This window comes from Aliihoeflea aestuarii (assembly GCF_024105665.1).
GTDB classification, from domain to species: domain Bacteria; phylum Pseudomonadota; class Alphaproteobacteria; order Rhizobiales; family Rhizobiaceae; genus Aliihoeflea; species Aliihoeflea aestuarii.
In genome coordinates, this window is record NZ_JAAAMK010000002.1 from 551,882 (window position 1) to 572,759 (window position 20,878).

At 62.9% G+C, this 20,878-nt stretch carries 16 protein-coding genes; 10 read left to right on the top strand and 6 right to left on the bottom strand.

Annotation, left to right across the window (positions count from 1 at the left end; genetic code table 11):
* The first annotated feature begins 128 nt into the window (after positions 1–128).
* Genes GTW25_RS07085 through GTW25_RS07100 form a run of 4 tightly spaced genes read left to right on the top strand, consistent with a single transcriptional unit; the run spans position 129 to position 5,196 of the window.
* Positions 129–1,388 (top strand): sarcosine oxidase subunit beta family protein, encoded by a 1,260-nt coding sequence (locus GTW25_RS07085; protein ID WP_252911241.1) that lies wholly within the window; start codon positions 129–131, stop codon positions 1,386–1,388.
* A 7-nt stretch (positions 1,389–1,395) separates the two neighbouring features.
* Positions 1,396–1,674, top strand: coding sequence for a sarcosine oxidase subunit delta family protein (locus tag GTW25_RS07090; RefSeq protein ID WP_252911242.1), 279 nt, complete (start codon positions 1,396–1,398; stop codon positions 1,672–1,674).
* On the top strand, positions 1,671–4,616 hold the full coding sequence (locus GTW25_RS07095) for a sarcosine oxidase subunit alpha family protein (protein ID WP_252911243.1): 2,946 nt from the start codon (positions 1,671–1,673) through the stop codon (positions 4,614–4,616). Before GTW25_RS07090 ends, GTW25_RS07095 begins: the two co-directional genes overlap by 4 nt.
* Complete coding sequence (locus GTW25_RS07100; protein ID WP_252911244.1) at positions 4,609–5,196, top strand: sarcosine oxidase subunit gamma family protein; 588 nt, start codon at positions 4,609–4,611, stop codon at positions 5,194–5,196. The genes GTW25_RS07095 and GTW25_RS07100 overlap by 8 nt, the downstream gene beginning before the upstream one ends.
* On the opposite strand, the gene GTW25_RS07105 is transcribed toward GTW25_RS07100, so the two are convergent.
* Entirely contained in the window at positions 5,197–5,529 is a 333-nt protein-coding gene (locus GTW25_RS07105; RefSeq protein ID WP_252911245.1) for an antibiotic biosynthesis monooxygenase family protein, read from the bottom strand.
* A gap of 142 nt (positions 5,530–5,671) precedes the next feature.
* On the opposite strand from GTW25_RS07105, the gene GTW25_RS07110 reads away from it, so the two are divergent.
* The gene (locus GTW25_RS07110; RefSeq protein WP_252911246.1) at positions 5,672–6,493 is read left to right on the top strand and encodes an alpha/beta fold hydrolase; all 822 of its coding nucleotides are present in this window, start codon (positions 5,672–5,674) and stop codon (positions 6,491–6,493) included.
* 34 nt (positions 6,494–6,527) lie between these two features.
* On the opposite strand, the gene GTW25_RS07115 is transcribed toward GTW25_RS07110, so the two are convergent.
* Positions 6,528–7,223 (bottom strand): nitroreductase, encoded by a 696-nt coding sequence (locus GTW25_RS07115; RefSeq protein ID WP_252911247.1) that lies wholly within the window; start codon positions 7,221–7,223, stop codon positions 6,528–6,530.
* 174 nt (positions 7,224–7,397) lie between these two features.
* Here GTW25_RS07115 and GTW25_RS07120 point away from each other — a divergent pair, with 174 nt between their 5' ends.
* The gene (locus GTW25_RS07120; RefSeq protein WP_252911248.1) at positions 7,398–8,585 is read left to right on the top strand and encodes a pyridoxal phosphate-dependent aminotransferase; all 1,188 of its coding nucleotides are present in this window, start codon (positions 7,398–7,400) and stop codon (positions 8,583–8,585) included.
* 18 nt (positions 8,586–8,603) lie between these two features.
* On the opposite strand, the gene GTW25_RS07125 is transcribed toward GTW25_RS07120, so the two are convergent.
* Positions 8,604–8,885, bottom strand: coding sequence for a hypothetical protein (locus tag GTW25_RS07125; protein WP_252911249.1), 282 nt, complete (start codon positions 8,883–8,885; stop codon positions 8,604–8,606).
* Between the two features lie 131 nt (positions 8,886–9,016).
* On the opposite strand from GTW25_RS07125, the gene otsB reads away from it, so the two are divergent.
* The gene (gene otsB / locus GTW25_RS07130) at positions 9,017–9,775 is read left to right on the top strand and encodes a trehalose-phosphatase (protein ID WP_252911250.1); all 759 of its coding nucleotides are present in this window, start codon (positions 9,017–9,019) and stop codon (positions 9,773–9,775) included.
* A 114-nt stretch (positions 9,776–9,889) separates the two neighbouring features.
* Positions 9,890–11,287 carry an alpha,alpha-trehalose-phosphate synthase (UDP-forming) gene (gene otsA, locus GTW25_RS07135; RefSeq protein ID WP_252911251.1) on the top strand — a complete coding sequence of 466 codons (1,398 nt, stop codon included), beginning with the start codon at positions 9,890–9,892 and terminating at the stop codon, positions 11,285–11,287.
* Here the strand turns inward: otsA and GTW25_RS07140 are convergent, their stop codons facing one another.
* The gene (locus tag GTW25_RS07140; protein ID WP_252911453.1) at positions 11,288–11,470 is read right to left on the bottom strand and encodes a DUF3008 family protein; all 183 of its coding nucleotides are present in this window, start codon (positions 11,468–11,470) and stop codon (positions 11,288–11,290) included.
* Positions 11,471–11,753: 283 nt separating this feature from the next.
* Here GTW25_RS07140 and GTW25_RS07145 point away from each other — a divergent pair, with 283 nt between their 5' ends.
* Together GTW25_RS07145 and GTW25_RS07150 are read left to right on the top strand one after the other, a co-directional pair.
* The gene (locus GTW25_RS07145) at positions 11,754–13,688 is read left to right on the top strand and encodes an autotransporter assembly complex protein TamA (protein ID WP_252911252.1); all 1,935 of its coding nucleotides are present in this window, start codon (positions 11,754–11,756) and stop codon (positions 13,686–13,688) included.
* A complete protein-coding gene (locus tag GTW25_RS07150; protein WP_252911253.1) occupies positions 13,685–18,283 on the top strand; it encodes a translocation/assembly module TamB domain-containing protein in 4,599 nt (1,532 codons plus the stop codon). The genes GTW25_RS07145 and GTW25_RS07150 overlap by 4 nt, the downstream gene beginning before the upstream one ends.
* A 65-nt stretch (positions 18,284–18,348) precedes the next feature.
* Here GTW25_RS07150 and GTW25_RS07155 read toward each other — a convergent pair whose 3' ends face one another.
* Complete coding sequence (locus GTW25_RS07155; RefSeq protein WP_252911254.1) at positions 18,349–18,525, bottom strand: hypothetical protein; 177 nt, start codon at positions 18,523–18,525, stop codon at positions 18,349–18,351.
* A 71-nt stretch (positions 18,526–18,596) separates the two neighbouring features.
* Entirely contained in the window at positions 18,597–20,867 is a 2,271-nt protein-coding gene (locus GTW25_RS07160) for an acyl-CoA dehydrogenase (RefSeq protein WP_252911255.1), read from the bottom strand.
* Positions 20,868–20,878 lie beyond the last annotated feature (11 nt).

The window sequence follows — 20,878 nt, forward strand, 5'->3', positions numbered from 1 at the left end:
AAAGCGACATCGCCGAAACGGGCCGCGACCTGTCGGCATCGCGTCAGGAAAAGGCGAAAAATTCGCTTTCGTTCGCCGCCGTGATCTGTAGCTTGAAGTGCTTCAGGATGAATCGGACGGCAACCGCAATGGCTGAATATTCGTTCTTCTCGCTATTGAAGAACGCCTTCAACGGAAACGAGGATTGGAAACCGGCCTGGCGCAAGCCCGAGCCGAAACCGTCCTATGACGTGATCGTCATCGGCGGTGGCGGGCACGGGCTGTCGACGGCCTATTATCTGGCGAAAGAGCACGGGCTGACGAACGTCGCCGTGCTGGAGAAGGGGTACCTCGGCTCGGGTAATATCGGTCGCAACACGACCATCGTGCGCTCGAACTACCTCCTGCCCGACAATATCCGTTTCTACGAGCATTCGCTGAAGCTGTGGGAGAACCTGTCCCACGATTTGAACTACAACGTCATGTTCTCCCAGCGCGGCGTCTTGAACCTCGCCCATACGCCTGCGCAAATGGATGAGCACGCGCGGCGCGGCAACGCGATGCGCCATGAAGGCGGCGACGCGGTGCTTCTCGGCCGCGAGGAGGTGGCGAAGATGGTGCCCGGCCTCGACGTATCCGGCTCTGCGCGGTTTCCGGTTCATGGCGGGTTGCTGCAGCCGCGTGCGGGAACGGCGCGCCATGACGCGGTCGCCTGGGGCTATGCCCGCGGCGCGGACCGGCGCGGCGTCGACATTCTCGAAAACTGCGAAGTCACGGGGTTCCTGCGCGAAGGCGAGCGCGTCGTCGGCGTGACGACCACGCGCGGCGAAATCCGCGCGAAAAAGGTCGCCGTCGCCGTCGCCGGCTCCACCGGCCGTGTCATGAAGCTGGCCGGTATCGAGAATCTTCCGATCGAGAGCCACGTCCTTCAGGCTTTCGTGTCGGAATCACTCAAGCCCCTCATCGATCAGGTCGTCACCTTCGGCGGGGGCCATCTTTACGTGTCACAGTCCGACAAAGGCGGGCTGGTCTTCGGCGGCGATCTCGATGGCTACAACACCTATGCCCAGCGCGGAAACCTGCCTCTGGTCGAAGAGGTCATGAGCGAACTTCTCGCCATGTTCCCGATGCTGGCGCGCGTGCGTCTTCTGCGGTCCTGGGGTGGTGTCATGGACATGTCGATGGACGGCTCGCCGATCATCACCACCGGCCCGCTGCCGGGCATGTACCTCAATTGCGGCTGGTGCTACGGCGGCTTCAAGGCGACGCCGGCCTCGGGTTGGTGTTTCGCCCACACCATCGCGCGCGATGCGCCGCATGAATTCAACGCCCCCTTCACGCTCGACCGTTTCCATCGCGGAATCCTGATCGACGAGAAGGGGTCCGGCGCGACCCCCAAATGGCACTGAGGTTTTCATGTTGATACCCTGCCCCTATTGCGGCCCGCGCGACCTGTCCGAATTCACTTATCAGGGCGATGCGACGCGCGTTCGTCCCGATCCTGGATCGACCGATCAGGCAGCGTGGAACGCCTATGTCTACGACCGCGTGAACACGGCCGGTGATCATTCGGAGTTCTGGCAGCATTCTGGCGGATGCCGCGCGCATCTGAGGATCGTCCGCTCCACGCTGACTCACGAGGTGAAGTCCGTCGCCTATGCGCGTGATTCGATTCACGAAAGGTCACGCGCTTGACAGCCCACCGCACGCAACGCGGCGGTCGGATCGACCGCTCCCGCATTATCCGCTTCACCTTCGACGGCACGGCGATGAGCGGCCATTCGGGCGACACGCTGGCTTCCGCTTTGATGGCGAACGGCATCTCCGTCGTCGGTCGCTCGTTCAAATATCACCGCCCACGCGGCATTTTCGCCGCCGGCATCGATGAGCCGAACGCGCTCGTCACCGTCATTCGCGGCAAACTGCGCGAGCCGAACGTCCCGGCGACGCAGATCGAGATCTATGACGGCCTGACGGTCGAGAGCCAGAATCGGTTTCCCTCGCTCAGCTTCGATGTCGGCGCGATCAACGGACTTGCCGGCAATCTCTTCGCCGCCGGCTTCTACTACAAGACCTTCATGGGGCCGGTCGTCGGCCCGTTGAAGGGCACGCGTTTCTGGATGTTTTGCGAGCAGTTCATCCGCCGCGCCGCCGGTCTTGGCCGCGCGGGCTATGAAGCGGATACCGACCGCTACGAAAAGATGTTCGCCTTTTGCGACGTGCTCGTCGTCGGGTCCGGTCCGGCGGGGCTTGCGGCGGCGCAGCGGGCGGCGGCGGAAGGCAAGCGCGTCATACTGGCCGAACAGGATGGCACGCTCGGCGGTGCGTTGCGCTGGCGAAGCGCAACCATCGACGGGCAGCCGGCCGCCGAATGGCTGGATACGACCGAAGCCGAATTGCGCGCGGCCGGCAATGTCACCATCCTGCCGCGCACCACGGTCTGGGGCTATTACGACGACAACCAGTTCGCCGCGCTCGAACGCGTCACGGATCACAAATCGGCCCCCGCCATCGGCGAACCGCGCCATCGGCAATGGACGATCCGCGCCAAGGACGTCGTGCTCGCTACCGGCGCGTTCGAACGGCCGATCGTCTTTCCGGGCAACGACCGGCCCGGCATCCTTCTGGCCGGCGCCGCCGCGCGCTATGCGGCGCAGTTCGGCACCCTGCCCGGCCGGCGCGTTGCGATCTTCACCAACAACGATTCGGCCTATGAGGCAGCCGTGGCGCTCAGGGACGCCGGCGCGGAGATCGCCGCCATCGTCGATCTGCGCGCCGGCATCTCGCCTGCCGCGCGCGATCTTGCCCGTCAGGCCGGCGGCGAACTCCTGCTGGGCCACGCCGTCACCAATGCCGGCGGGACAAAGCGCCTGCGCGAGATCGACGTCCAACCCTTTGCCGGCGGCACGATCACCGATCGCGGCAAGCGCTCGATCGTCGTCGATTGCCTCGCGGTTTCCGGCGGCTGGTCGCCCGCGATCCATCTGGCGAGCCAGGCCGGTGCCGCACCCGTATGGGACGAGGCTTTACAGGCGTTCCTGCCGCCCGCACCGTCGCAACGCTGGACGGGCGCCGGGGCATTTGCCGGAAAGTTTTCGACAGCCGACGCGCTGGGCGGCGAGTTCGAGGTGGACGAGGCGGAAATCGACTACGCGCCCGCGCCCGTCTTCGAAATCCGGCCCGCCAAGAAATCCGGCAAATCGTTCGTCGATTTCCAGCACGACGTGACCGCGTCCGACATCCGGCTGGCCAACCGCGAAGGCTTCCAGTCGGTCGAGCACCTGAAGCGCTATACAACGCTCGGCATGGCGACGGATCAGGGCAAGACCTCAAACGTGCCGGGCCTCGCCATCATGGCCGCCGCGCGCGGCATTCCGATCTCGCAGGCAGGCACGACGCGATTTCGCCCGCCCTTCTCGGCGGTTTCGATAGGCTCGCTGGCTGCCGACACGCACGGTCATTTCAAGCCCGAACGACTGACACCGATGCACGACTGGCATATGCAGCATGGCGCGCGGATGTATTCCGCCGGCCTGTGGTATCGCCCGATGATCTACGGCGCGGGCGGCGAGACGATCGAGCAGGCCTATGTTCGCGAGGCGGCGGCGGTGCGCGAAAGCGTCGGCATCGTCGATGTCTCGACGCTGGGCAAGATCGCGGTGCAGGGGCCGGATGCCGGCGCGTTTCTCGACCGTGTCTATACGAACATGTTCTCGACCCTGCCGGTGATGAAGGCGCGTTATGGGCTGATGCTGCGCGAGGAAGGCATCGCCTTCGATGACGGCACGACATGGCGGCTCGGCGAACATGAGTTTCTGATGACGACGACGACGGCCAATGCCGGCAAGGTCATGCAGCATCTGGAATATTATCTCGACTGTGTCTGGCCGGACCTGCGGGTCCACGTCACCTCGGTAACAGACGAATGGGCAGGCGGGGCCGTCGCCGGACCGAACGCGCGCAAGGTTCTGGAAGTCTGCGTCGATGGGACGGCGCTCGACAACGACGCGCTCCCCTTCATGGGCATCGTGCGCGGCGAGATCGCCGGCGCGCCGGTATTGATCTGCCGCCTCTCCTTCTCCGGCGAGCTTGCCTATGAAGTCTATTGCGGCGCGGGCCATGGCACGCATGTCTGGGACGCGTTGATGGCGGCCGGAAAGCCCTTTGCGATCACACCTTACGGTCTTGAAGCACTCGGCACTTTGCGCATCGAGAAGGGCCATGTCACCGGCGCGGAAATCGACGGGCGCACCTCGCCGCGCGACCTTTACCTCGACTGGATGCTGTCGAAAAAGAAGCCTTATATCGGCTCGGCGATGGTCGATCGCGAGGGTCTCGTCGCAGAGGATCGCGTTCGTCTCGTCGGCATCGTCTCGCTGGACGATCGGCCGCTGAACGGCGGCGCGCATATCGTCGAGCGGTTGGAGGACGAGCCGCGCGACTCTATCGGCCATATCACCGCCGTCTGCTATTCACCCGCGCTTGGAAAATATATCGGGCTGGCGTTGGTCAAGGGCGGCAAAACCCGTCACGGACAACGCGCCCATATATCCGACCCGCTGCGGAACCGGTTCGGCCCGGTCGAAATCGTCAGCCACCACTTCTTCGACCCGGAAGGGAGCCGCATGCATGGTTGAGATCGTCTCGGCCCTCGAACCCGTCTATCGGCGCGGCGCGCATGGCAATCGCGATGGCGGTTCCGCCATCACCTTGTGGGAGACGCAGCCAGGCTCGATCGTGCAGGTGACAAGCTGGCCCGGCAAGGAGGGCGCGGCGCTTGCCGCGATCAACGCGGCAGCCTCGCTCGACGTGACCGCCGATGCCGGCGCGGGCGTATTCAGCGACACGCGTTCCGCATTCGGCTTCGCGCCCGGACGCTGGCTCATGGTCGATCAGGCCGAAGGCATGGGCGATACCCTTCGCGATCGGATCGACACCCAAACCGGCACGGTGACCGACCTTTCGCATGGACGAACCGCCATCGCCATCGAAGGCGAACGGGCCGAATGGGTTCTATCCAAGCTCTTCGCGCTCGATTTCTCGCTCGCCGCTTTTCCGGTGAGCGTGGGGAAATCCACGGCGCATCACGAGTTCTTCACGCTCATCCAGCGCACAGCAACAGATCGGTTCGACCTTTACGTCTACCGTTCCTTCGCGCGCTCGTTCTGGCAACTCCTATGCACGAGCGCGGAGGAAGTCGGCTACACGGTCGACTGATCAGCCGACCGAGCCATGGCGATGGCGAATGCGGAACACCTCGATGCGCTCCGGGAGTTCGAGCAGAAATTCGGCATCGCGCGGCAGATGATGAACGTCCTTCGGGCTCGCGCCGGTGAAGCTCGCCATGGCCTCCTCGTCCGCCCAGTAGGAGATCGTCACGAACGTCGTGGCATCCTCTCGATCCTCGCGTAGCGTCTCGACACCAAGCGCTTTCTCGATCAGCGGTTTGATTCCGATTTCGTAATTATAGGCTTCGTATTCGTCGGCACGATCCGGGGCGGTGCGACCACGCCAGATGCGTGCGATCGTGGCTTTCTTCTTCTCGGACATTCTTAATCCTCCGACGAGATTAAACGCCGCGTAGGTCGCAAGGATGCTTTCCCTCACTTTGTGTTGACGCGCCGCAGGTCGTTAGTGAGGAACATTGGATGACGAACCGCCGTTTCCGCTGCTGACCAACGGAGACTTTCCAATGCCCTTCATCAAGACCGCCGACGACACACAGATCTTTTACAACGACTGGGGCACCGGCAAGCCCGTCATCCTCATCCATGGCTGGCCGCTCGACGGCGATATGTGGGAGTATCAAGCGCGTGTGCTTGCCGATGCGGGCCACCGCGTCATTTCCTACGATCGCCGCGGCTTCGGCCGGTCGAGCCAGCCATGGACTGGCTATGACTACGACACGTTCGCGGCCGACCTCAAAGCCATCATCGATGGTCTTGACCTTCGCGATGTCACACTGGTCGGGTTTTCGATGGGCGGCGGCGAGGTCGCGCGCTATATCGGGCGCTACGGCACCGACAGGATCGCGAAAGCCGCGCTCGTCGCGTCGGTCACGCCCTTCCTTTTGAAGACGGGTGACAATACCGACGGCGTGGATAAAAGCACGTTCGACGAGATGGTCGAGGGGCTGAAGGCGGATCGCCCGCACTTTCTCGCCGGTTTCGGCAAGACCTTCTATGGTGCCGGCATACTCAATTTCGAGATATCGAACGAGCTTCTGGCCTGGACGAGCCAAGTCGCCATGCTGGCCTCCCCGAAAGCGACGATCGATTGCGTGCGCGCATTTTCGGAAACCGACTTTCGCGAGGATTTGCGCAAATTCACGATCCCCACGCTCGTCATCCATGGCGACGAAGACCAGACCGTACCGATCGACGTTTCGGCCAAACGCGTTCAGGAATTCGCACCGAACGCCGAGTTGAAGGTCTATCAGGGCGCGCCGCACGGCCTGTTCTTCTCGAACAAGGACGAATTGAACGACGATCTTCTGGCGTTTATCGGTCGGTGACACCTCAAAAGGGCCGCTGATCAGCGGCCCTTTTTCATTTCACGAAAGTGACGAATGCCTCGATCGGTTCGCGCTCGGACCGAAGCGTATTCTCCGGTTTCGTCGTGTCCTCATGCCCCAGCGCCATGCCGCAGACGACGATTTCCTCGTCGGGAATGTCCAGAACGGGCCGTATCTGTCGGTGATACGGCGCGAAGGCGGCCTGCGGGCACGTATGAAGCCCCCGCGCCCTGGCCGCGACCATGATCGACTGCAAAAACATGCCGTGATCGACCCACGACCCCATGTTCAACCGCCGGTCGATAGTGAAGATCAAACCGACAGGTGCATCGAAGAACACGAAATTGCGATCATGCTGCTCGCGCATGCGGTCCGTTTCCCGCTTGCCGATTCCAAGCAGGCCGTAGAGGGCGAATCCGACGGCACGGCGGCGCGATAGATAGGGTTCGAAGAACTGGTCGGGATAATATTTGTATTCGTCCCACGCGGCCTTTTCGGCACGAACGCCCGAATTCAGGATGGCATCGGAAAGCTCCTGCTTCCGGTTCCCCTTCACCACGTAGACTTTCCATGGCTGCATATTGGTGCCTGACGGAGCGCGCGCCGCGACCTCCAGAATGTCGCAGATCGTCCGGTCGTCGACCGGCGTCGGCAGGAACGCGCGCACGGACTTGCGCGAGGTGATCGCCTCGTCCACAATCGCCGTCTTCTCATGCCCGGACGATTTCATGCTTTCGCCTCTTGGATGATGATTCATCTCTCCGCCTTGGTCGCTTTCGTGCGGTCGGGCATAGGCCATGCCATGCCAGCACGCAATTCCTTTGATCCAACGGCTGAAAACCCACCTGCTCAAGAACCGAATTGATAGAACATCGCGACACTCCTAATTCCAAGGACACTTGACGTGCCAAACCCCTCTTCGCGTATTTCCGGCATCGTTCCATCCGGCAAGGATGGTTGGGAGGTCCATTTCACCGCCTATCAGCGCAAGCAGGCGGGCGAAGCGATCACCATGCTGTCAGTCGGCGATCATGATTTCGACACGCCGGCACAGACCGTGGAAGCCTGTGTTCAGGCGGTGCGCGCCGGACATCACCACTATACGCCATTGCCGGGAATGCCGCGCCTGCGCGCCGCGATGGCTGCAGTCTCGGCCGAATGCACCGGCGTCGAAACCCTGACTGAAAACGTGCTCGCGACACCCGGCGGCCAGTCCTCGCTCTTTGCGGCCGTCATGGCGACATTGGACGCAGGAGGGCATGCGGTCGTGGTCGCGCCCTATTATGCGACCTATCCGGGCACGTTCCGCGCGGCAGGCGCCGGCTTCACGGTGGTCGAGACACGCGCCGAAGAAAGTTTCCAGCCCGACGCGGCGGCGATCGAAAATGCGATCGAGCCGAATACGCGCGTGATCCTGATCAACACGCCGAACAACCCCACCGGGGCCGTCTACACGCGCGAAAGCCTTGCCCACCTTGCCGACATCTGCATCAGACATGATCTGTGGCTGCTTTCGGACGAGGTCTACTGGTCGATTGCCGGAAGCAGGCAGCATCTGTCGCCGCGCGCGTTTCCGGGGATGCCGGAACGCACGCTCGTCATCAATTCGATGTCCAAGAGCCACGGCATGACCGGGTGGCGGATCGGATGGCTGACGGGGCCGAAAGCGATCATTTCGCGCCTGATCGACCTCAATCTCGTCACGACCTACGGCCTGCCCGATTTCGTATCCCGTGCGGCGATCGAGGCGCTGGAAAATCGCTATGGGGTGGCTGAAATCGCGGCGCGCTATGCCGAGCGACGCGAGATATTCCTACAAGCCATCGACGGCGCCGACGGTTTGATCGTGCGCGGATCGCAAGGCGGCATGTATGTGATGCTCGATATCTCCGCGGTCGATCCGGATTGCGAGGCCTTCGCCTGGAAACTGCTCGATACCGAGAAAATAGCCGTCATGCCCGGATCGAGTTTCGGTGATGCCGCGAAGGGCCATATTCGGGTGAGCCTGACCCAGCCCGACGATATTTTGCGCGACGCCGGCAATCGACTAAAGCGATTTGCCGCCCGATACGCCGACCTGAAGGTCAGTTGATGCTGACGTCTCCGGGACTCAATCCCAATCGATAAGCGGCTGATCGCAGCGATAGACCGGGCACTGATCCGTGTCGGCGGATGGTATCGTCGTATACCGGGCAACCTCCGGACTGAAGCAGAAGCGCCCGTCGACGACATACCGGTCATAGGTATATTGGCCGGTCGTCAGCACGATCGCGCCGCGCTGGTCGATCAGCGATTGCACGCTACGGCAGTCGAGTTGCCGCGCATCGACCCGGTGCTGGGCCATAGCCGGCGCCGCCGCAAGCATCGCCATCATGAACATCAGACCACGCATCGCAAATGTCCTTTCAACAGGGCGGGCGTCGTTTGCCCATCTTGGCCGGCACGGCTCGAAGCCTATATGCCCGCCCCCAATCCAACGATGTCGGCGCATCGCGCGTTCCACGAGTTCAAGCAAGGGTGACCATGACCGGCACAAAGCCTCTTTCGAGTTTCGACCTTCCCTGCCCCGTCGAGCAACTGGCGATCTTTCTGGACTTCGACGGCACGCTGGCCGATATCGTCGATCATCCCGATGACGTCCATCTGCCCGGCGAGATGATCGAAGCACTCGACATGCTGGCAAAACGTACCTCCGGTGCACTCGCCATCGTAACGGGTCGCCCGATCGAACAGATCGACAGGCTTTTGTCGCCCCTGGTTTTGCCGGTCGCCGGCGTGCATGGAATGGCACGGCGCGCGTTCGACGGAAAGCTGCATACGGCCGATCACGATCCGTCTGTTTTTGCCGAAGTGCAGGCACGGATGACGCATCTTCATACGGAGCATGCCGATACGATGATCGAGATCAAGCCGGGTTCGATCGCCTTTCACTACCGACGCCGGCCGGACCTGAGCGAAACGGTGGCCGAGCTCGTCCATGAAGCGCTCGGCGACCTTGACGGTATCGATATTCTGCATGGCAAGATGGTCGTGGAAGTGAAGACCGGCCACGCCAACAAAGGCAGCGCCATCCGTGCCTTCATGGAGGAGCCGCCTTTTGCAGATCGCGTGGCGGTCTTCGCGGGCGACGACGTCACCGACGAATTCGGGTTTCAAGCCGTTGCGGAAATCGGCGGCGTCGCGATCAAGATCGGAAGCGGAGAAACCCGCGCGAAATTGCGCACGGATACTCCAGCAGAATTTCGCGATTGGCTGGCAGCGACGGCAAGAGATCTTGCCTAAATTTTACCTCCCCGAAAAATCCTGCTACAAATTTGCGCAATCACACTTTCAGCCTCGACGGATCATTTGGCCGTCCTGAAAGTTTTGCCGCAGAAGAACGAGGGAGATGGTATTTTGGGAAGACTGGTGGTCGTCTCGAACAGGGTCGCGGATTTGACGCGATCCATGCAGTCGGGTGGCCTTGCGGTCGGCATTACCGACGCGCTGAAGAATCGTGGCGGTCTCTGGTTCGGCTGGAACGGTGAAATCTCGCAAGCTGGTGATGATGCTGCGCCGACGGTCGTTGAGGCAGGCAACGTCTCCATGGCGACGATCCCGCTGACGGAGGCGGACTACGCCAACTATTATCTCGGCTTTTCCAACAGCGTGCTTTGGCCCCTTTTTCACTACCGGCTCGATCTGGTTGATTTTCATTCCAGATTTCTGGACGGATATCGCCTGGTCAACCGACGCTTCGCACAGGCGCTTCTTCCTCTTCTGCGCGACGACGACACGATCTGGGTACATGATTACCACCTGATCCCGCTGGCGTCCGAATTGCGCAGGCTGGGTTGCAGGCAGCGGATCGGTTTCTTTCTCCACGTCCCCTTTCCGCCACCCGAAATCCTCGCTGCGGCACCGGGGCACAAATGGCTGGCCGACAGTCTTCTGGCTTACGATCTCGTCGGCTTCCAGACTCAGACGGACGTTTCAAATCTGGCGCGATATGCGGAAGACCATCTGCAGATGTCGCCACCGAAGGCCGGCCGGATGACAGGTCCGGCGGGCGATCTGCATCTCGATGCCTTTCCGATCGGCATCGATGCGCAAGCCTTCGCGCAGCTTGCCGCATCGCCTTCCGACGACGTCCAGATCGATTCGATGCGCCGCGAGACGCTCGGCCGAAAGCAGATCATCGGCGTCGACCGGCTGGACTATTCGAAGGGACTGCCCGATCGCATGAAGGCGTTCGGGCGCCTGCTCGAACTCCACCCCGATCACATGAAGAAGGTGACGTTTCTACAGATCGCGCCGCCGACCCGTGAGAACGTCAACGCCTATGCGGATATCCGCAGCGAGCTCGAACATCTTTCAGGCTCGATCAATGGGCAGTTCGCGGACTTCAACTGGACGCCCATCCGTTACATCCATCGCTCCGTGCCGCGTGAAATCCTGGCTGGGCTCTATCGCGTCAGCCGCGCCGGACTGGTCACACCCTTGCGGGATGGCATGAACCTTGTCGCGAAAGAATTCGTCGCCGCCCAGAATCCCGATGACCCCGGTGTTTTGATCCTGTCGAAATTCGCAGGCGCCGCGGAAGAACTGGTCGAGGCGCTGATCGTCAACCCCTATGATATAGACGCGATGGCAAGAGCCATCGACAATGCGCTGACGATGCCGCTTGAGGAACGCAAGGAACGGCACGCCGCCTTGTTCGAACGCGTCTCTCGGCGTGATGCCATCGCATGGCAGCAGGCATTTCTAAACGCGCTCGAGCAGCGATCGAGCGATGCCCGGATGAATGTCGCCTGATCACGATTTCTTGTTCGGCAATTTCTTCCGCTTGGTTTCGGCAAGTTCCTCAAGCTGCTTTTCCGACATCGATTCGACCATCTGTTTAGAGGCCCCTTTCAGGTCGGATTTGGCCGTCTCTCCGCGCTTGGCGGATAATGCGGCACCGGCCGCTTTCTGTTGGGCTTTCGATTTGGCAGGCATGGCGAACTCCCTGTTTCTCCTGTCATCAAAATCGCCGGGATGCTCCAATGTTCCTGTCGTTCTGAAACGCGCTGTGACCGGATCGACACGATGTAGATTGGACACCGCACCGGCCAGCCGGTAGGTTGCAGGGTGGAAACCGTCGCAGTTTGTTAGGAATTCATTATCAATATCACCAGCTTGGGTTTGGTATTGATGTGCGAATGTCCGCGTGCGGTTCGGACGAGGGAGAGGCAGGGCGATGGTTTGTGCGCCTGCCGGTTGTACGAGTTCGGGGAATAACGTGTCAGCAAAGTTCGGGTCCTGCCGTCGACGTCTTGCCCTTGTTGCTTCGCTGAGCATCGCGGCCGCAGCCCTACCCGCATCGCAGGCGTCGGCGTTTTTCGGCCTGTTCGGCTCGAACGACGATGCCGAGGTCGACGTTATCGGCGAACCTCAAAACTACTCGGCCGAATTTACGGTGCAGAACGATGAAAACGGGCTGGAACGCCGGTTGCGATCCACGTCCACCCTCTGGAACGATCGGGATGAACCGGCGTCGGGCTCCGGTGGCCTGCTTGCCAAGGCACGCGGAGATTATCGGCGCCTGCTCGCAGCTCTTTATGCCGAGGGCCGATATGGCGGCACGATCTCGATCCTGATCGACGGCCGCGAGGCTGCGGACCTTCCGCCGGACACGGTGCTCAACAATCCGGCGACCGTGGCAGTCTCGATCGATCCGGGGCCGGAATTCCTGTTCGGCGAAGCTGCCATCGTTAACCAGGCCCCGCCCCCGCAAAGCTGGCGCGACGAAGTGGACGATCCGCGCGAGGAGGGCTTCGCCACCGGCGAAATTGCACGTTCGACGGCGATCCTGCGCGCCGAACGTCTGTCGGTCGAAGCCTGGCGCCAGCAGGGCCATGCGAAGGCTGAGGTCGTCGATCGCCGCGTCGAGGCAGCCCACGACGCCGACATCGTCAATGCGCGCATCACGGTCGAACCGGGACAAAAAGCCTATTACGGCCCGATCACCGTCGAAGGCACGGAACGGCTCGATCCCGATTTCATCGCCTTCATGGCCGGCCTGCCCCTCGGCGCCGAATACGACCCCGACTACATCCGCCGCGCCGGTGAACGCCTCGCGCGGCTCGACGTTTTCCGCGCCTCCCGTTTTCAGGAAGCCGACACCATCGGGTCCGATGGCCTGTTGCCCATCGACCTGATCGTTCAGGAACGCGAGCGCCGCCGCATCGGCATCGGCGGTTCCTATTCGACGCTCGATGGCCTGGGCATCGAAACCTATTGGCTGCATCGCAATCTGTTCGGACGCGCCGAGCGACTGCGGGTCGACGCACGCGTCGCCGGTATCGGCCGCAATCTGGATGGCGGAAGCTTCGATCCCAAAGGCTTCAACTACCGTGTCGGGGCCAGCTTCGAAAAGCCGGGCGTCTTCACGCCGGACACGAACTACTTCGCATCGGTCTACGGGACCCGGGAGGTCCTCGACAACTACACCCGCACCGGTGTCGATGCACAGTCCGGCTATTCGCACATCTTCAATGAGGAACTGGCGGGCCGTTTCGCGGTTCAGGCGGGCCATGCCCGTTTCGAAGACGACGCATTCGGGACACGCGAATTCACTACCGCGGGCCTCTTCGGGTCGCTCACCTACGATTCGCGGGACGATGCAGCGAACCCGGCGCGCGGCTACTTCGCCGAAGCGGTGGTCGAGCCGTTTTACGAGTTCCAGTTCAACAACGCAGCCTTCCGCTCCACGGTCGAAGGCCGGACCTATTACGGATTCGGCGCGGAGAACCGCTTCATTCTCGCCGGGCGCGCGAAGGTCGGCACGCTCGTTGGTCCGTCCATCAGCGAAACCCCGCCGGATAAGCTGTTTTTCGCGGGCGGCGGCGGCTCGGTGCGCGGTTATGCCTTCCGCAATATCGGCGTCGAAGGGCCGGGCGGCACCGTCGTCGGCGGCAAGTCGCTGATCGAGGGATCGGTCGAGGCGCGCGTGCAGGTCACGGATACGATCGGCCTCGTCGGCTTCGCCGATGCCGGTCTTGTCGGCGCGGATTCGGTGCCGGACTTCGGCGAGGACGTAAAGATCGGCGTCGGCGCGGGCCTGCGCTATTTCACTGGGCTCGGGCCCATCCGTCTGGATGTCGCCGTGCCGCTCGACGCGCGCGAAGGCGATCCCTCCGTCGCCTTCTATGTCGGAATAGGACAGGCGTTTTGACCAGATTTCTCATCGCCCTCGCGTTCGTTTTCTTTTCCGCTCCCGCCTTCGCGCAGGAGACGGAAGCCGAGACGCGGTCGCTGTTCACGAATTTCATCCAGAACCAGCTCTCCACGCCCAATCGCCAGATCAGCATCAGCGGTATCCAGGGTGCTTTGTCGTCCAATGCCCGCATCGGCTCGATCACGGTCGCGGATCGCGAAGGCGTGTGGCTGCGCATCACCAACGCCTCGATCGAATGGAGTCGTACGGCGCTGCTCCTGCGCCAGCGGCTGGAAATCTCGTCGTTGCGCGCCGATCGTATCGATGTTTTGCGAAATCCTGTGCCAGAAGAAGGCTTGCCGCCGCCCGAATCCTCGGGTTTCGCGGTGCCGGAACTCCCGGTCGCCGTGAACCTTCAAAGCCTTGAGATACCGGTCGCCGCGTTCGGACCGACCGTGTTCGGCCTGGAATCGGAATTGTCGCTCTCCGGCCGTCTGCGTCTGGAAGACGGGTCGCTCGATACCGCGCTGGACGTTCAACGGCTCGACGGCCCCGGCGGACAGCTCGGCCTCACCTTCGTCTATTCCAACGCAACGGAAGTGGTCGATCTCGACCTCAATCTTTCCGAGCCCGAAAACGGCATTCTTGCCAATCTGCTCAATATCGATGGCCGCCCGCCTGTCGATCTGACGCTGGCCGGCAACGGTCCGCTCGGCGACCTCAACGTCGATCTGGCGCTTGATGCCGAACAGGAGCGGATGCTGACGGGTCAGGCGCAGGTGCGCGACGGCAATGGCGGCCGCGGCTTCTCGACACGACTTGCCGGGCCGATTGCCCGGCTGATCCCGGAGCAGTTCCGCGACTTTTTCGGAGCCGAAACAAGCTTGACCGCGCAAGGTTTCATCCGCGACGAAGGAGGCCTGCGGCTTGATGCGCTCGACCTCAACAGCGCGGCCATGACCCTGAGCGCATCGGCCGAAACGACCGCCGACAACTTCCTGCGCCGTCTCGCCATCGACGCGACCGTCGAGGATCCGCGCGGCGACGTCGTCGTCCTTCCGGTGCCCGGCGGCGACACGACGGTCGAGCGCGCAAGCCTCGTTCTGTCCTACGGCGAAGGCGCGTCCGACGACTGGTCCGGCGCCCTTGATATCGGCGCATTGAAAACCGCGGAATTCGCCGCCGAGACGATGGAACTCGATCTGACTGGCCTGGCACAGAATCTCGACCAGCCCGATGCGCGGCGCGTCACCTTCGACTTGTCGGGCGCCATCGACGGCGTGACCGCCACGCAGGAGGAAATTTCCCAGGCACTCGGCCAGCGCATCGCCCTCACCTCGTCCGGCGAATGGAATGCCGGTCAGCCGCTCGTTCTTTCGAACACCGAAGTCGAAGCGGAAGCGCTGATCCTGCGCCTTGCCGGCGAAATCGCCGAAAACGTCTTCGACGGCGACATCTCTGTCGAAACGTCGAGCATCGCGCCGTTTTCGGGCATTGCCGGGCGAGACCTGTCCGGCGCGATGACGCTGGGCGCTTCCGGCACGATCGCCGCGCTCTCGGGTGGCTTCAACCTGACGCTCGACAGCACGATCGACGAGTTGCGCATCGACAACGAAGCCGCCGACAACCTCATGGGCGGCCGCACGACGATTTCGGGCCGCGTCGAGCGCGGCGAGCAAGGTCTCGTCACGGACAATCTGCGCGTCGAGAACGAACAGTTCGACGTTCTGGCCGACGGCAGCTATGCAACGGGTGCGGCTGATTTCGATTTCAGCTTCAACCTGACCGATCTCGCGCTCGTCACCTCGCAGGCGTCCGGCGCGCTTGCCGCCGAGGGCCGCGCAGCCGGCGGCGACGGCATCATCAACCTGACCACCTCGGTGCGCGTGCCTTCTGGACGGCTCGCTGAAAAGCAGTTGCGCGATGCCGCCATCGCCTTTGACGGCACGCTGGAGGACGGCAACCTCGATGGAACGCTGGGCGGCAGCGCCTTTCTCGATGGCGTGCGGGTCGACCTGTCGACAGGCATCGCGCTGGTCGAAGAGGAACGCCGCCTGACGGACCTGACATTCACGGCGGGCGGTGCACGCCTGACCGGCGGCGTGGTCCAGGGGGCTGATGGGCTTTTGACAGGATCGCTCGACATCGACGCGGCCGATATTTCGACGCTCGCGGCGCTTGCCTTGCAGGAAGCATCGGGCGCCGTCCGCGCCTCGGTCGAACTGACGCCTGTCGATAACGAGCAGCGCGCGACGATCGACGCAGCCATCGACGGCTTCGAACTGGGCGAAACGGGGATCGAGCGCGCGCAGATCGAAGCGGCCATCGATGATCTGTTCGGCGTTCCCCGCATCGATGGCTCGGTGGACGCGGCCGGCATCGCAGCCGGCGGCGTCAACGTGGAAACCCTCCAGGCGAATGCGAACCGTCAGGGCGACGCGACCGAGTTCAGCGCCGATGCGCGTCTCGACAATGCGACGACCGCAGCCGTTGCCGGCACGCTGACGCCCGAGGGCGACGGTTTCAGGCTGGACCTGACCCAGGCCGATCTGGCACAGGGCAATCTTGCCGCGCGGCTGCGTCAGGCCGCGAGCCTGTCCATCATCGGCGACGTGATCACCATCGACCGCCTGGCACTCGATGTCGGCGGCGGCAGCATCGATGCGACAGGCCGCATCGCCGACGAAATCGATCTCAACGCGACGATCGCAGCCCTCCCTTTGTCGATCGCCAACACGGTGCGCCCCGATCTGGAACTTGCCGGCACAATCGACGGGACGGCGCGCGTGACCGGATCGCGCGACCGCCCGAATGTCGCCTTCGACATTCGCGGCGATACGATCCGCGCCGCCGCGCTGCGTCAGGCGGGCCTGTCCGCGCTGAACGTGACGGCGCGCGGAACGACCTCCGGCGAAAGCCTGAACATCGATGCGCGCGCCACCAGCCCCGAAGGGCTCGACGCGGCCGTGCGCGGCACTGCCCCTCTTGGCGACGGCCAGCTTGCGCTGGACGTGAACCTTGCGGCCTTCCCGCTGGGCATAGCCAATGCCGTCGTTCCCGACCAGAACCTCGCCGGAACGCTGACGGGAACCGCGCGCGTCACCGGCACCACATCCGATCCCCGCGCGGCGTTCGATCTCAACGCGGCCGGCCTTTCGGCCGCTCCCCTCGCTGAAAACGGGATCGACCCGCTTACCGCATCGGCCGCCGGCAATTTCGGCGACCGGACGGTGACCCTCTCGTCCGTCAACGTCTCGAATGGTCAGGGGATCGCCGTGTCCGCGAGCGGCCGCGTTCCGCTCGACGGTGCGGCACTCGCCGTCAATCTGACGGCCGAAGCGCCATTGTCGCTGGCCAATCGCTTCCTGATCGACCGCGGAACGCAGCTTTCGGGTACGGTCGCGTTTCAGGGGCAGGTCGCCGGCTCGACCAGCGATCCGCAGATCAATGGAACGGTCTCGACGCAAGGCGCGCAAATCGTCGATCCGGAGGCGAATGTTTCCGTGCAGTCGCTCAATCTGGCGGCGAGCATCGCCGGCCAGACCGTCACGATTCAGACCGCCAACGCCACGCTCGGCGCGGGCGGCACGATCACCGCCGGCGGAACGGTGTCAATCGCGGAGGGCCTGCCCGCCAACATCACGGTCGCGCTCAACGAGGCGCGCTACAATGACGGCAACATGATCGCAGCCACGGCGTCCGGCAATCTGGCAATCGTCGGTCCGCTTGCCGGCGATGCGCGGATCAGCGGCACGATCAACGTGGCGCGGGCCGAAATCAGCGTTCCCGACAGTTTCGGCGGCGCAGCCGCCGGCATCGACGTCGTCCACCGCAATCCGCCTCCGGGCGTGACCGCGACGCTGCAGCGCGCGCGTGCGAATGACGGGACGCCGGTTCCAACATCCCGCCCGAGCGTTATTCAGCTCGACGTAACGGTGAATGCCCCCAACCAGATTTTCGTGCGCGGCCGCGGTCTCGACGCCGAACTCGGCGGCAGCGTGAGAGTGCTTGGCCCCGTTACCAACGTGCAGCCGGTCGGTGCTTTCGAACTCATTCGCGGCCGGCTCGGCATTCTCGGCCAGCGGATCGAATTCGAGGAAGGCACCATCACCCTGATCGGTGATCTCGATCCGGTGCTGAACTTCGTCGCGAGTTCGAGTGCCGGTAGCGGAACCACGGTCTTCATCACCGTTTCCGGCCGTGTTTCGGATCTCGACATCTCCTTCTCTTCGACACCGCAACTGCCCGAAGACGAAGTGCTTGCGCAATTGATCTTCAATCGCAGCATCGGCGAACTCTCGCCCTTGCAGATCGCCCAGCTTGCCGCAGCGGCGGCCGAGCTTGCAGGCGGCGGCAACTCGTCGCTGCTCGGCAGCCTTCGCGGCGCAACCGGCCTCGACGATCTCGACATCATCACCGACAGCGAAGGCAATGCGGCCGTGCGTGCAGGCCGCTACATCCAGGACAACATCTATCTGGGCGTCGAAGCGGGCGCCGGTGGCACAGCACGCGGCACGATCAATCTCGACATTACCGACGAGTTTACGGCGCGCGGCGCCGTCGGTTCGGATGGAGATTCCAGCCTCGGCCTGTTCTTCGAACGGGACTATTGAACGAAGTGCTGAAACCGAAAAAAGGCGGCCACGGGCCGCCTTTTTCTATGGAAATCGCCATTGCATCACTTGTTTTTCGATTTGTCGCCCTTCGGCGCGCCGGTGATGCTCGACCCCGTCACGGAAACGGGATCGCTTGCCGGAAAGGAATCTTCGAGACCTTCCTGCAATTCGTCCTCCTTGCGGGTCTTGTCGTTGTTCTTTTCGATATCGAGATGACGTTTTTTCTCGTTCTCAGGCATGAAAGCCTCCTTTTCCAATCGGTCGCATCAGAAACGCCGATGATCGTTTGCCGGTTGCACGGCATGCCGCGTCATTCAGCCGCTTCGCGCCGGTCGGTCTGACTTGGGTGTTCGTGCTGGTCCGCCAATGGCGATATCTCGGCCATGGGAAAGGCATCGACTGCAACGACCTTGGCGATCGCGCCCTGCGCCTCATCCAGTCGGCGCTTTTCGTCGGCGGAGATCAGCCCCGTTTCCAGCGCCCTTTCAGGCTCCCGCACCTTCGCGTCGCGCATCTTGCGTTCGATTGGAGCGACCTGCGCGGCAAGGTCGAACGCGTGTTCGAGGTCCTTGAGGGCGTGCTCCGCGTCACCTTCGCCCAGATAGATGTCGGGCGTCAGCCGATCACGCTGCGAGCCTGGCTCCATCAGCATCTCCGCAACGCGCGACCGGTCCGTGTCTTTGGGTTCGGGATGCGGAACACCCAGAGGAAAGGCCACGAGTCGCACCAGAAATGACGCCCAACGCGCCGGAAGATTCGCCAGGATTCCCTTGAATGCGACGCCCATGCGCTGGCGCCCACGCACCATGATGAAGTCGACGAGCGGACGATCGGCGTCCGGCCGTCCCTCGTCCTCGAACCGCTTGAGCACAGCGGCGCCAAGGTAAAGTTCTGCCAGAATATCGCCGAGGCGGGCGGACAGCATTTCCTTGCGTTTGAGCGCGCCGCCAAGCGTCAGCAGCGACAGGTCGGAAAGAAGCGCGAAGGCTGCGGAATAGCGCGAAAGCTGACGCCAATGGCGTGACATGGAAGCTGTGGCCGGTGCCGGTGAGACCAGCCCCCCTGTCCAGCCGCGAACGAAAGCCCTAAACGCGTTGACGATGGAGTGTCCGGCATGACGCCAGAACTGCCGGTCGAATTCGGCAAGCCCCCGTTCACCGTCTTCATCGGAAAGAGCCAGCAACTCCTTGAGCATATAGGGATGCGAGCGGATGGCGCCCTGTCCGAAGATCATCAAATTGCGGGTGAGGATGTTCGCACCCTCAACCGTGATGCCGATCGGCACGGAGCGATACTGAGCTCCGAGATAGTTTTTCGGCCCGTCGATGACGGCCTTGCCGCCATGAATGTCCATCGCGTGCTCGATCGAGCGGCGCATGCGGTCGGTCGCGTGAAACTTCATGATCGCCGAGATGACCGATGGTTTGTGCCCCTCGTCGAGCGCGGCGACCGTCAGACGGCGCGCTGCATCGATCTGGTAGGCATTGGCCGCGATTTCGGCCATCGGCTCCTGAATGCCTTCGAACTTGCCGATGGGCACATTGAATTGGGTGCGCACGCGTGCATAGGCACCGGTGGCTCGGGCGCACATGGCGGCCGACGCGGCCGATTGCGAGGGAAGCGAAATCCCCCGCCCCGCTGCAAGCGCCGTCATCAGCATCTTCCACCCTTGCCCGACGCGCTCGGGAGCACCGAGCACCCAGTCGAGCGGAACGAACACATCCTTTCCGTATAGCGGCCCGTTCTGGAAAAACGTGAATTGCGGAATGTGCCGGTCGCCGTGGCTCACGCCCGGCGTCGCGGTCGGCAAGAGTGCGACCGTGATGCCGCGATCCGCACCGCCGCCGAGATGGTTTTCCGGGTCCAGAAGCTTGAAGGCAAGCCCCATGACGGTCGCGACCGGGCCGAGCGTGATATAGCGTTTCTCGAAATTGAGCCGGATGCCGAGAACGCGTTCCCCTTCATGCTCGCCATATTCGATAACGCCCGTATCCGTCATCGCCGCCGCATCGGACCCCGCTTCCGGCGAGGTCAGACCGAAACATGGAATTTCGCGCCCGTCGGCCAACCGTGGCAACCAGTGTTCGCGCTGGGCGTCCGTGCCGAAATGCATGAGAAGTTCGCCGGGACCGAGCGAGTTCGGCACCATCACGGTCACGCCCGCCACGACGCTCGCCGACGAAAGCGTCCGAACGACTTCCGAATGCGCGGTGTTGGAGAAACCGAGGCCACCGAACGCCTTGGGGATGATCATGCCGAAGAATTTCTTCTCGCGCATGAAGTCCCAGACCGGCTTCGGCAGGTCGCGATCCTCCCATGCCAGCTTCCAGTCATCGACCATGGCGCACAATTCGCGCACCGGACCTTCCATGAAAGCGCGTTCCTCGGCGGAAAGCGCGGCAGGCTTCATGGCGACCAGCTTGCTCCAGTCGGGCGTGCCGGTGAAGAGTTCACCATCCCACCAGACCGTACCGGCATCGATCGCGTCACGTTCGGTTTCCGAAATGGGCGGCATGACACCTTTGGCCCACCCGAAGATCGGTTTGGAAATACGGTCTCGCCGAAAGTCGCGGAAACTCATCTGTCACCCGA